Consider the following 12,447-nt stretch of genomic DNA (forward strand, 5'->3'; position numbering starts at 1 on the left):
ACCAAATTATAGGCAAAAAGAGAAAGAAAACCGAACCTTGCGGTTCGATTCTCTACAAGATATTTTCATACGTATCGCGGACTTCCTGAGGCCAAACACTGGTCTGAACTTCTCCAATGTGTTTCTTACGAAGAAGGAACATGGCCATCCGAGACTGTCCGATACCTCCACCGATTGTCAGTGGGAAAAGGCCGTTAAGCAAGGCTTTATGCCATTCCAACTCCAGACGATCTTCATCCCCTGTAAGGGCAACTTGGCGACGAAGTGTATCTTCATCTACCCGAATCCCCATTGAAGAAAGTTCAAAGGCGCAACCAAGAGATTCATTCCAAACCAGAATATCTCCATTTAGCCCCTTGTAGCCATTCTCAGACTCTGTTGTCCAGTCATCGTAGTCAGGTGCGCGGCCGTCATGAGGTTTGCCATCAGGCAACTCGCCACCAATACCAATCAAGAAGACAGCACCGAACTCTTTACAGATCGCATTTTCACGCTCTTTCGGTGTTAGGTCTGGATAGCGTTCCACCAACTCTTCTGTATGGATAAAGGTAATTTGTTTTGGCAAGATGGATTCAATATCGTAGCGTGCTTCTACGGCTAGCTCTGTCAGACGAATAGCCTTGTAAATCTTCTCGACGGTTTCTTTGAGATAAGCGATATTACGTTGACCATTTGGAATCACTTTTTCCCAGTCCCACTGGTCTACATATACAGAGTGAGTCGCATCAAGCGAATCTTCGTCTGGACGAAGGGCCTTCATATGAACAAATAGACCTTCACCTTCTCCAAAACCAAAACGAGCTAAGGTGTGGCGCTTCCATTTGGCTAGTGAGTGAACGACTTCATAAGTTTCATCTGGAATCTGCAAGACCTTTACGGATACTGGATGTTCGACACCGGACAGGTTATCCTGCATCCCATCACCAACCTTGCTCAAGATAGGGCCTTGAACTTCAACAACTTCTAACTTATCTTTCAAATACTGGGTAAAGGTGTTTTTGACAAAGGAAATCTCTTCTTGTTGATGAATAAAACTTTTCTTCATAAACGGCTCCTCAAAAATTAGTTAAAAGCATTATACACCTATTTCCAAGAAAAGAAAAGAGTAAATAAGAAAAAGTCAGTGCTCTTTTGAACACTGACTCTGTCATTCATTAATCGTTTCGACCAAAGATACGTAAGATGCTAAGGAAGAGGTTGATAAAGTCTAGGTAGATGCTGAGCGCCATTGAGATGACCCAACCTGTCGCTACTTGCCCTCGTGACTGCTCATAAACATAGCGAATCTTTTGGTTGTCCCAAGCAATCAAACCTGAGAAGACCAAGACCATGGCAATACTAATCATGTAGTCAAAGAAGCTATTGGCTAAAAATAGATTCACAACCATAGCAATGATGAGACCAACAAGCGCCGCCATCAAAGCTCGTCCCATTCCACTCAAATCTTTCTTAGTGAAAATTCCGATTGCCGCCATGACAAAGAAGAGAAGGGCACTGGATACAAAGGCTGATAAGACGGTCCCAGGTGTATAGAAGGCTACGACAAAGCTGAGCGTAAAGCCATTTAAAACAGAATAAACTAAAAATACTGGGAGAGCTGCTGGGCTGTTCTTCGCAGCCATGCTACTTGCAACAAAGACTAGAGCAAGTTCTGCAAAAGTTGCAACCATCAACCAGAGACGGCCATGCATTAAAAAGTAGACCAATTGGGACTGAAAGACTGTCAACATCAAAGCTGACACGAGAGCTGATAGGCCAATCCCAAGTCCCACAAAGGCATAAACCTTAGCGTAAAATTGATTGAGACCTGAACGTTCTTGAATAATCGTTTGATTCATTCTGATTCTCCTTTTCTCTATAAATATGTCTTGATTATAACAAAGATTTTATAAATCAGCTAAAATAAAACATCAATATACCTGCGGCAACTGCCACGTTGAGACTTTCTGCTCGACCTTTCATGCCAATATGAACCAGCTGTTCAGCACTCTCAACCATGACAGAACTAATCCCCTGTCCTTCATTTCCCATAACTAAAGCAAAGTTTTCTAGGGGAGAAAGATCACGATAATCCTTGGAATCTCTCGATAAAGTCGTTGCCAGAATGGGCAAGTTACTCTTCTTTGCCCCTTCTACAAAAGCGGCAACTGGCATACGATAGATGGGCAAGTGAAAATGACTTCCTTGCATGGAACGCAGGGTCTTGAGACTGTAGATATCTGCTGACTTATCTGAAACAATAACCCCTGTAAAACCTGCAGCATCCGCAGTTCGAATCATGGTGCCAACATTACCAGGATCTTGGACTTCCTCTAAAAATAGAAACTTACCCTGACGAAAATCAGGCAGTCCTATTTCCTCTTTTTGAATCACTGCAACAATCCCTTGAGGAGTTTGCGTATCTGCCAAATCCAGCAAAATCTCCTCTGAAACCCAGATAGTTTGAGGAAAAGCGACTAGCTGATCTCGGTAACTTTCTAAGGCAAAAATCTTCTCAATCGTTACTCCTGCTTGAACAGCTTCTTCAAACAAGTGCCAGCCCTCAATCAAATAGGCAGACTTTCGATATTTTTTTTGATGCAATTTCTTGGCATTTTTTACCACAGAATTGGCTTTTGAGGTTATAATAGTCATAGAAATATTATAACACAATCAAAGGGGTTTGGTATGCAAAAGGTTAGAATGATTGCCCAAGGTAGGGTGCAGGGTGTTGGTTTTCGCTGGGGTGTTTATACTTTAGCGCTTGAAATCGGTGGCATCACCGGTCGTGTCTGGAATAACGACGATGGCACAGTGGAAATTCTTGCTCAGGCAGACTCCTCTGCCACTATGGCAAAATTTATCCAAGAAATCCGAAAAGGTCCGACACCTTTTTCAAAAGTCACCTATCTAGATGTACAAATGAGCAACTTTTCATCCTATCCAGACTTCAAAGTCGCAAATTAGGTCTCCAGAACTATTGTATATTTTACAAAAAAACAGTAGAATAGAAAGGTATAATTTTTAAAGAAGGAATGAAAACATTGAAATCTATTAAACGTTTTGCCCTCTCTGCTATGGGAGTGGCTATGCTACTCGTCTTGACAGGCTGTGTCCAAGTAGACAAAGCAACAGGACAACCTACTGGTTTTATCTGGAACACTATCGGATCGCCTATGGCAGAGGCTATCAAGTACTTCGCTACTGATAAAGGTCTAGGCTTTGGTGTGGCTATCATTATCGTAACCATTATCGTGCGCTTGATTATCTTGCCACTTGGTATCTACCAATCATGGAAGGCAACGCTTCACTCTGAAAAGATGAATGCCCTCAAACATGTCCTTGAACCACATCAAACACGCCTTAAAGAGGCAACAACTCAGGAAGAAAAACTAGAAGCACAACAGGCTCTCTTTGCTGCACAAAAAGAAAACGGCATCAGCATGTTCGGTGGTGTAGGATGCTTCCCTATCCTCATTCAAATGCCTTTCTTCTCTGCTATCTACTTTGCAGCCCAATATACTGATGGAGTATCTAGCTCTACCTTCTTGGGTATCAATCTCGGTTCCCCAAGTATGATCCTTGTCGCCTTCGCTGGTATCCTCTACTATCTCCAATCACTCCTTTCACTTCACGGAGTAGAAGACGAGATGCAAAGAGATCAACTCAAGAAAATGATTTACATGAGCCCACTCATGATTGTCGTCTTCTCCCTCTTTGCCCCAGCCAGTGTGACACTTTACTGGGTTGTCGGTGGTTTCATGATGATTCTCCAACAGTTCATCGTTAACTATGTTGTTCGTCCAAAACTTCGTCAAAAAGTACGTGAAGAATTTGCCAAAAACCCACCAAAAGCAAGTTCATTTTCAACTGGAGGCGGGCGCAAAGATGTCACTCCTGACCAAGCAACTGCTATCATAACCAATAAGAAACATAAAAAACGCAATTCTGGAAAACAACGTTCTAGAAAATAAGAAAAAGGCTTAGCTGAGAGGCTAAGTCTTTTTGTATCACAAAAGCCCGATGTCTCCATCAGGCTTCTTTTTATCCATGAACACGTTTCATGTAATCTTGGTAACTTTCTGTGTCCATGAGTTTTTTGGCATTCTTGACACGGTCTGCTGTTGGTGGTTTTACCCCTTCAAGTGAGTATGGAATTCCAAGTTCACGCCACTTGAATTCTCCCATAGTGTGATAAGGTAGGATTTCAAACTTGTCAACGTTTTTGAGGGTTTTGACAAATTTCCCAAGTTCAATCAAGTCCTCATCTCTGTCTGTCAAGCCTGGAACCAGCACATGGCGAATCCAAACAGGTTTCCCAATATCTGATAGATATTTTGCACAAGCCAAGATGTTTTTATTGGTTTGACTGGTAACGATCCTGTGTTGTTCATCGTTGATTTCCTTGATATCCAAGAGAACCAAATCTGTCACTGCCATGAGTTTATTAAACTTTTCGAGATAACGTGGTTTATTACGGAACGGAAGGGCACAAGTATCCAAGGTACAGTGGATTCCTTTTTCCTTGGCCTTGGTAAAAAGGGCAATCAAGAAATCAATCTGTAAGAGGGCTTCTCCTCCACTGACAGTGATTCCTCCCTTGTCTCCCCAGAAACCACGGTAGCGAAGGGCTTCTGACAAAACATCGTCTACTGTCCGTCTTCGTGATTTATTGGTCTCCATAGCCCATGTATCAGGGTTATGGCAGTACTGGCAACGCATGTGACAACCCTGCAAAAAGACAATGAAACGAATCCCGGGGCCATCTACCGCCCCAAAACTCTCTGTCGAATGCACCATTCCTGTCACTTGTCCATAGTCAATTGTTTCTTCAGACATATCGTCACCTTCCTTGAAACCGTTTTATAGTTTTATTATATCACGAGTAAGGTGAAAAACAAGGTTTTTTTGTCTATTTTTTAGAAAGCAATCTGTTTTTCACTTTCATTTTCAATTTCTTTTAATGATCCGATTCAAAATCAAAACCATACAAGGTTGCGAAATAGTCCTCAGGACGCTCTGCACGGCGGATTTGGCGAGCTTTCCTTTCCTCGGTATAGAGGATTTCTGCAGAACGCAGTTTGGCATTGTACTGGTAACCCATGGAGAATCCATGTGCACCTGTATCATGAATCACCAGCAAATCACCTATTTCTGTATGAGGTAGTTCGCGATTGATGGCAAATTTATCATTGTTCTCACAGAGCGATCCAACCACATCTACGACCTCAACAGGGCCGTCTGGATGAGTGAGGTTGGTGATATGGTGGTAGGCACCGTACATGGCTGGGCGCATGAGATTGACTGCTGAGGCATCCACACCCAGATAGGTACGGTAGGTTTTCTTTTTATGGGTGACTTTGGTAACGAGAACCCCGTGAGGTGCCAGCATAAAGCGGCCTAATTCAGTAAAAATCTTGACCTGACCAAGCCCTGCCGGCGTGAGGACTTCTTCATAAACCTTACGCACACCCTCACCAATCATTGCAATATCATTTGGCTCCTGGTCTGGGCGGTAGTTGACTCCGATCCCACCTGAAAGATTGATAAAGTCTAGTGAAATGCCCAATTTTTCTTTAATTTCCACAGCTAATTCAAAGAGCTGACGGGCCAACTCTGGATAGTAGAAATGGGTCACGGTATTGGATGCTAGGAAAGAGTGAATCCCAAAAGTCTTGGCTCCTTTTTCCTTCAAGATAGCAAAGGCTTCAAAGAGTTGATCCTTGGTCATACCAAACTTGGCTTCCCCAGGATTGTCCATAATGTCTGTTCCTAATTCAAAGACTCCGCCTGGATTGTAACGACAAGAGATGATTTCTGGAATGCCTGCCGCTCGCTCCAGATGCTCAATGTCTTCAAAGGCATCCAAGTTAATGGTCGCCCCCAATTCTCGCGCATAAGCATACTCTTGGTCTGGCGTGTTGTTTGATGAGAACATGATCTCAGAACCAGGGAAATCCAGTTTATGGCTCATCAAGAGCTCCACATAACTAGAGCAGTCCACACCACAACCTTCCTCTTTGAGGATTTTCAAGATGGCTGGGGTTGGAGTGGCCTTGACGGCAAAATATTCCTTAAAGCCCTTGTTCCAGGAAAAGGCCTTGTTGACTGCTCGCGCTTTCTCGCGGATTCCCTTCTCGTCATACAAGTGAAAGGGAGTCGGAAACTCTGCAACAATCGTTTCTAAATCTTCTCGGCTGATAAATGGTGTTTTCATAAGCATCCTTCTATTCTGTTTGCAAAGAAAGGCTGGGACAATCGTTCCAACCTTTAGTTCTATTTCTTATTTGTCTTCGTCAAAGATATTTCCAATCTCAACATCGATGGATTGGTTCTTAACATCAATATTGGTTACTTTCAAGAGTGACTTGTAATCAAACTGCTTTTCACGTTCTTCTTGGGCATTGTCTGCAAAAACTGCGACACCAGCTAGTTCCGAATCAAACTCACGCAAGAGACTGATCATCCCATTGACAGTTCCCCCACCTTTCAAGAAGTCATCCACGATCAAGACACGACTGCCTGCCTTGAGGCTACGTTTTGAAAGGAACATTTTCTCTATGCGGTCACCGCTTGAACCTGAAACATAGTTGACGCTGACCGTTGAACCTTCGGTAATTTTCAAGTCACGGCGCACAATGACAAATGGAACATTGAGGACATTGGCAACTGCATTTGCAAGTGGCACACCTTTTGTTGCTACTGTCATAACCGCATCGATTTTTTGGTCCATAAAGCTCTTGGCAATGATACGACCAATATTTTTCAAAATGGCAGGCGTACTAAGCAGATCAGACAGGTAGATATAGCCGCCTGGCAAGATACGATCGCTTTCTGAAAGTTTGTCACGCAAGTCTGCGATCATTTCTTTGGCTTCATGACTCGAAATTGATGGTGTAAAGATAACGCCACCACCTGCTCCAGTCACAGTCTGAATATGGCCGATTTCAATTTCCTCAAAGGCACGCTTGATAATCACGATATCCTCCGAAATCGATGATTTAGCAGATTCGTACTTTTCTGCAAAGGTGTTGAGACTTGTTAGTTTGTATGGATTATTAATCAAATAGTTGGAAATGACAACCATCCGATCACTTCTTCTTAATTTCATTTTTATTTACCATTCCATTTAATTTTGATATTTTATCCATTATACCACATTCACATAAAAAAACGAACATTATTGCGTAAAAAATGCTCGTTTTTCTTAAATTATTAATCTAAATCTGGTTTATAGAAGGAACGATTGTCCATAGCGAAGATTTTATTGGTCATCTCTCCTTTGTCCACCAAAGCTAGAGCCGTTGACATCATCATCATGCTGGCATCCAGATTATCAATCATATGGATAATCTCTGCCTCCATAATGCGTGGTCGGACCGGACTTCCATACTCCAGCAAGCCATGATGACTGAGAATCACATGGCGCAGTAGCACCACTTCTTCTCTGGTATCATCGATACCGAGTTCCATAACTGTCTTGGTGATTTCGCTATCGATTAGGGCGATATGACCGATGAGATTGCCTCGCACTGTGTACTCCGTCTGATCGGGACCGCTGAGTTCTAAAACCTTGGCCAAGTCGTGCAACATAATCCCAGCATAAAGCAGGCTCTTGTTGAGCTGAGGATAGATATCGCTAATGGCATCTGCCAAGCGCACCATGGTTGCCGTATGAAAAGCCAAACCCGTTTCAAAGGCATGATGGTTGGTCTTGGCAGCTGGATAAGAGTAGAATTCCTTATCATACTTGGTGTAGAGACTGCGAACGATACGCTGCCAGACAGGATTTTCTATCTTGAAAATCATTTGCGACATGTAATCACGAATTTCCTTGACATCAACTGGAGATTTGACCTTGAAATCAGCTGGATCATTGGGTTCGCCAGGTTGAGGTAAGCGAAGAGTGATTTGATTTACCTGTGGAGTGTTATTGTAAACTTCTCGGCGCCCTTTCATGTGAACAACCTTACCTGCGGTAAAGGACTCAACGTTATGAGGTTGGGCATCCCAGAGCTTCCCTTCAATCTCGCCGCTATCGTCTTGGAAGGTAAAGGCTAGGTAGTTTTTCCCAGCACGCGTCTGTCTCAGGTCAGCTGATTTAATCAGGTAAAAACCTTCAAACAGCTCATCTTTTTTCATGTGACTAATCTTCATATTCTTCCTCATCTTCTTGGAAATGGAGTAGATCAAGCGCAGGCTCACCTTCTGATAACTCAATGTGACGGAGCGTCCGCTCAATAGCTGTGGTGCGACGGTTTAATAATTCATCAATATTGCCAGAGGCATGTTGAAGATGCTTTTGTGCCTTGACCAGAATGCCTCCGAACTTACCAAACTCGGTCTTGACACTAGCTAGGGTCTTGCTGATATGGTCGGCACTCTTTTGGATATTGAGAGTCTTGAAGCCAACTGATAGAGAGTTAAGCAGGGCTGATAGGGTACTTGGACCTGCGACAATAATCTGCTCCTCCCGTCTCAAATCATCAAAGAAGGCCGGATTTCGAACGATTTCTGAATAAAGACCTTCTGTCGGAACAAACAAAATCCCAAAATTGGTCGTCCGAGGCGGCGCTATATACTTGCTCTTGATATCCTTGGCAAAACGCTTAACGCTTGCCAAGAGTGACTTGCGACAGCGTTCGATTTCGTCCTTATCGCCTGCTTCATAAGCTTCTTCTAAGCGGTAATAATCCGCCAGTGGAAACTTGGAGTCAATCGGCAAATAGACAGTTACCTGGTCACCTTGACCAGGTAACTTGATGGCGTATTCCACACGTTCACTGGAGTTTTCAACCGTTGCAAATTCTCGTTCGTACTGGGCTGGTGTCATGATGTCTTCGATGATTTGCCCCAGTTGTAATTCGCCCAGAATTCCTCGCGTCTTGGTTCCAGAGAGAACCTTGTTGAGGGCCCCGACATCGCGGGCAACTGTCTGCATTTCTCCAAGGCCTCGATTGACCGACTCCAATTGCTTGGAAACTGTCTCGAAGGAAGCCTGCAAGCGTGTCTGCAAGGTCTTTTCTAGCTTTTCCTCGACCGTCTGGCGCATTTGTTCTAAACGTTGCTCATTGGACTCCTGCAGGGCTTGGAGACGTTGGTCGGTCTTGTCTCTGGTTTGAAGGAGATTCTCGTTCATCTCCTGTCTAACTTGAGTCAAGCCTTGGTGCAACTCCATTCGCACCTCTTGCAAGCGGTCGCTGACAGCCACTTCTAAGTCTTTTTGATCTAGTTGACTGGCTTGTCTGGCTTGTTCAAAGCGATAATCCAGTTGATCTGAAAGATTGTCTGCTTGATCTTCCAAACTCTTGGCTAGGTACTTGTCTTGCTTATCCTGCCTTTGCCAAATCAGAAAGAGTCCAGCTAGGTTGGCAATTAATAATAGTAATAATACAGTCTCCATCCTACCTCCTGTCCTTGCTATGCAGCACGACGACATAGCCATCTGGGCAAGTTATCAAAACTTCCCTATCTATATATTCGTTAGAAGCGTACACTTTTTTAAAGAAAAAATTTTCCTCTGTCAATTCGTACTTGGCTCCGATAATAGTCAACTGGCTATCCCGAACTGGCATAAAGGCTAGATAATCATAATCCGAACGGGGTTCTAGCTGACTGGTCCCTTCTGGACAATAGGCAATCAAATTTTGCCCGTCCTCAATTTCTATCTGGCGCATATAGGGTGCCAACTTAGGATTGCTAGGTAGAAAAACATTAGCCAGCATATGATCAATGCGACCGCCAAGAGCACCGAAAATAGTCACCCGAGCCTGAGGACTTTGCTCAAAGATGGCTAAGAGAGCCAATTCCAGATCTGTATCATCCTTTTCTGGATGGGCTTGGACAAAATGCTGGGCACGTTTTTGAATCAACTGACGTTCGTCCGCAGTCACCGAATCAAAATCCCCAACTGCTAGAGTCAGAGGCAGATCTTCTTCCAAGACCCAGAGCGAGCCTCGATCCACACCGACAAAGCAATCAAAATCCGTCCGGTAGTGACCGCGTTCTCCGCCTGCAAAAACGGCAACCCTAGCCCAGTTGTTTTCTAAGAGTTTGCACTCGTTCATTGACATCTCCCTTAAAGACATAAGACCCTGCTACAAAAACGGTAGCACCAGCTTCTTTAGCCTGAGCAATAGTTTGGTCATCAATCCCACCATCCACTTCAATCTCAAAGTTCAGCCCTTTTTTTTCACGAAGGGCAACCAACTCACGAACCTTGTCCATGGTTTCAGGCAGAAAGGCTTGTCCTCCAAATCCAGGATTCACTGTCATGACCAAGACTTGGTCAACTAGGTGAAGAACGTGCTTGATTGCCTCCACAGGCGTACCAGGGTTAATGACAACAGAAGGCTTGACACCTAGAGAACGAATCTTTTGAAGAGCACCATGGATATGAGGCGTTGCTTCGACATGAATGCTGATGATATCTGCACCTGCACGCGCAAAGTCCTCTAAATGATGCTCTGGATTAGCGACCATCAAGTGGCAGTCAAAGACCATCTTGCTATGGGGGCGAAGAGCTTCAACCACACCTGCACCAAAACTGATTTGCGGTACAAAGTGACCATCCATGATATCGATATGGGCATATTCTGCACCAGTTGCTTCTAGGCGTTTGATTTCACGTTCAAAGTTGGCATAATCTGCTGCCAGAATTGACGGAGCAATCTTGTATTGAGACATAGGTTTCTCCTTATTTTGGAATTTTTTTGCTGACTTTTTTATAGGTTTCTCTGCGATTTTCAATTTCACTGAGAAATTGCAGGTAGTTGTCAAAACGGAAGGTTGCAATAGCGCCTTCTTCTACAGCTGCCTTAACCGCACAGGACGGCTCATGGGTATGGGTACAAGTACGGAACTTGCAGTCTCGACTAACACTAGCAATCTCTGGAAAGGCCTGATTCAGCTCTTCAGCACTTGACACTTCATAATCCAGCGATGAAAATCCCGGCGTGTCCGCAATCTTTCCACCATTGAGATTGTAAAAACTAACAGCTCGAGTGGTATGGCGACCACGACCTAGACTGTCTGAAATTTCTCCTGTTTCAAGATTGAGGTCCGGTGCGATTTTATTGAGAAGAGTTGATTTTCCAACACCTGTCTGCCCCATAAAGACTGTAATCTTGCCTGTTAACAAGGGCAGGAGTTCCTCCTTACTGGTCACAAAGTCATAGCCAATGGCACCGTAAGTCTGCTGGTAAAAAGCCAGTTCCCCTCTATCTTCCAGCAAGTCCATTTTAGAAATATAGACGATAGGATGGATACCCTTGTGCTCCAAAAGAACCAAGAAACGATCCAGCAAATTGCTGTTGAAGTCCGGTTCCTTGACGGACATGATCACCACAGCTTGGTCAATATTGACAATAGGTGGACGGACCAGACTGTTTTTCCGTTCGTGAATCTTGAGAATATAACCTTCAGAATTTTCCTCCGCAGAAAAATCTACCCAGTCTCCGACGTATGGCGTGTGGCCTTTTTTACGGAAATTTCCACGCGCGCGTGTTTGATAGACCTGACCCTCACTCTCCACATAATAGAAGCCCGCCAAGGCTTTAATGATTTGTCCCTGCATCTTAGAATCCTTGTCCTTTAAGCGCATCTGAAAGGCTAGCAAATTCTTCCAAGCTTAGTGCTTCCCCACGCACACTTGGTGACAAGCCTGCTTGGTCCAAAGCCTTGGTCAGCTTATCCTTGACTTCTTCGGTCTTGCCAAAGTAGCCTGTTAAGTTGTTCCACAAGGTCTTGCGACGATGGGTGAAACTAGCCTTGGAAATCTTAAAGAAGAACTGTTCATCTTTCACTGCTACAGCTGGCTCTGGACGGCGCACCATTTTTAAAATGGCTGAGTCCACATTTGGCGCTGGCACAAAGACCGTACGAGGCACGATGAAGGCAACCTTGGCTGTCATATAATACTGCACAGCAATCGACAAACTACCATAAGCCTTGGTATTTGGCTGTGCTGAGATGCGATCCGCCACTTCTTTTTGCATCATGACGACAAACTCACTAAAAGGAATGCCACTCTCGATCAAGTGCATGAGAATAGGCGTCGTAATGTAGTATGGCAAGTTGGCTACTACCTTGATTGGTAGTTCAGGATTTTTGAAATTCTGGATATACTGCGCCAAGTCAACCTTAAGAATGTCCTCGTTTACTACAGTAACATTGTCAAAATCACGTAAAGTATCTGCTAAAATTGGCACCAAACGGTGGTCAATCTCAAAGGCCATAACTTCTGCCGCACGCTCAGCCAAAAATTCTGTCAAGGCACCAATCCCTGGCCCGATTTCGATGACATTGACCTGGTCATCAATTTCAGCCGTATCCACGATTTTTTGAAGGATATTGGTATCCGTCAGGAAATTTTGTCCGAAGGACTTTTTAAAGGTAAAACCGTGACGCTCCAGCACTGCCTTGGTCACGCTATAATCTGCAATTCTCATTTATTCTCTTTTCTATTTA

At 44.0% G+C, this 12,447-nt stretch carries 14 protein-coding genes; 2 read left to right on the forward strand and 12 right to left on the reverse strand.

Going from position 1 to position 12,447, the window contains the following annotated elements:
- Positions 1-52: 52 nt before the first annotated feature.
- The 3 genes from asnA to STO1_RS08365 all read right to left on the reverse strand — a co-directional run bounded on the left by asnA (position 53) and on the right by STO1_RS08365 (position 2,634).
- Positions 53-1,045, reverse strand: a complete 993-nt coding sequence (gene asnA / locus STO1_RS08355; protein ID WP_000747987.1) for an aspartate--ammonia ligase — start codon at positions 1,043-1,045, stop codon at positions 53-55.
- A gap of 109 nt (positions 1,046-1,154) precedes the next feature.
- On the reverse strand, positions 1,155-1,838 hold the full coding sequence (locus STO1_RS08360) for a Bax inhibitor-1/YccA family protein (RefSeq protein ID WP_096422800.1): 684 nt from the start codon (positions 1,836-1,838) through the stop codon (positions 1,155-1,157).
- Positions 1,839-1,893: 55 nt separating this feature from the next.
- The gene (locus tag STO1_RS08365) at positions 1,894-2,634 is read right to left on the reverse strand and encodes a TrmH family RNA methyltransferase (RefSeq protein ID WP_033605589.1); all 741 of its coding nucleotides are present in this window, start codon (positions 2,632-2,634) and stop codon (positions 1,894-1,896) included.
- Positions 2,635-2,667: 33 nt separating this feature from the next.
- Between STO1_RS08365 and STO1_RS08370 the strand changes: the two genes are divergently transcribed.
- Together STO1_RS08370 and yidC are read left to right on the forward strand one after the other, a co-directional pair.
- On the forward strand, positions 2,668-2,946 hold the full coding sequence (locus tag STO1_RS08370; protein ID WP_001174619.1) for an acylphosphatase: 279 nt from the start codon (positions 2,668-2,670) through the stop codon (positions 2,944-2,946).
- A gap of 77 nt (positions 2,947-3,023) precedes the next feature.
- A complete protein-coding gene (gene yidC / locus STO1_RS08375; RefSeq protein WP_000835958.1) occupies positions 3,024-3,953 on the forward strand; it encodes a membrane protein insertase YidC in 930 nt (309 codons plus the stop codon).
- 70 nt (positions 3,954-4,023) lie between these two features.
- On the opposite strand, the gene pflA is transcribed toward yidC, so the two are convergent.
- From pflA to rsmA, 9 genes are all read right to left on the reverse strand, one after another.
- A complete protein-coding gene (gene pflA / locus STO1_RS08380; RefSeq protein WP_096422802.1) occupies positions 4,024-4,818 on the reverse strand; it encodes a pyruvate formate-lyase-activating protein in 795 nt (264 codons plus the stop codon).
- 121 nt (positions 4,819-4,939) lie between these two features.
- The gene (locus STO1_RS08385) at positions 4,940-6,196 is read right to left on the reverse strand and encodes a diaminopimelate decarboxylase (RefSeq protein ID WP_096422804.1); all 1,257 of its coding nucleotides are present in this window, start codon (positions 6,194-6,196) and stop codon (positions 4,940-4,942) included.
- Positions 6,197-6,262: 66 nt separating this feature from the next.
- Positions 6,263-7,090 carry a pur operon repressor gene (purR, locus tag STO1_RS08390; RefSeq protein ID WP_002874197.1) on the reverse strand — a complete coding sequence of 276 codons (828 nt, stop codon included), beginning with the start codon at positions 7,088-7,090 and terminating at the stop codon, positions 6,263-6,265.
- A 104-nt stretch (positions 7,091-7,194) separates the two neighbouring features.
- Positions 7,195-8,136, reverse strand: a complete 942-nt coding sequence (locus tag STO1_RS08395; protein WP_009730690.1) for a 3'-5' exoribonuclease YhaM family protein — start codon at positions 8,134-8,136, stop codon at positions 7,195-7,197.
- The gene (rmuC, locus tag STO1_RS08400) at positions 8,126-9,382 is read right to left on the reverse strand and encodes a DNA recombination protein RmuC (RefSeq protein ID WP_009730691.1); all 1,257 of its coding nucleotides are present in this window, start codon (positions 9,380-9,382) and stop codon (positions 8,126-8,128) included. Before rmuC ends, STO1_RS08395 begins: the two co-directional genes overlap by 11 nt.
- 1 nt (position 9,383) lies before the next feature.
- Positions 9,384-10,046 carry a thiamine diphosphokinase gene (locus STO1_RS08405; protein ID WP_096422806.1) on the reverse strand — a complete coding sequence of 221 codons (663 nt, stop codon included), beginning with the start codon at positions 10,044-10,046 and terminating at the stop codon, positions 9,384-9,386.
- Entirely contained in the window at positions 10,009-10,665 is a 657-nt protein-coding gene (rpe, locus tag STO1_RS08410; RefSeq protein ID WP_096422808.1) for a ribulose-phosphate 3-epimerase, read from the reverse strand. The genes STO1_RS08405 and rpe overlap by 38 nt, the downstream gene beginning before the upstream one ends.
- Positions 10,666-10,675: 10 nt before the next feature.
- Positions 10,676-11,554 carry a ribosome small subunit-dependent GTPase A gene (rsgA, locus tag STO1_RS08415; protein ID WP_096422810.1) on the reverse strand — a complete coding sequence of 293 codons (879 nt, stop codon included), beginning with the start codon at positions 11,552-11,554 and terminating at the stop codon, positions 10,676-10,678.
- A 1-nt stretch (position 11,555) separates the two neighbouring features.
- Positions 11,556-12,428, reverse strand: coding sequence for a 16S rRNA (adenine(1518)-N(6)/adenine(1519)-N(6))-dimethyltransferase RsmA (gene rsmA, locus STO1_RS08420; RefSeq protein WP_001216849.1), 873 nt, complete (start codon positions 12,426-12,428; stop codon positions 11,556-11,558).
- Between the last annotated feature and the right edge of the window lie 19 nt (positions 12,429-12,447).

Source organism: Streptococcus oralis subsp. tigurinus, assembly GCF_002356415.1.
Classification (GTDB): Bacteria; Bacillota; Bacilli; order Lactobacillales; family Streptococcaceae; genus Streptococcus; species Streptococcus oralis_F.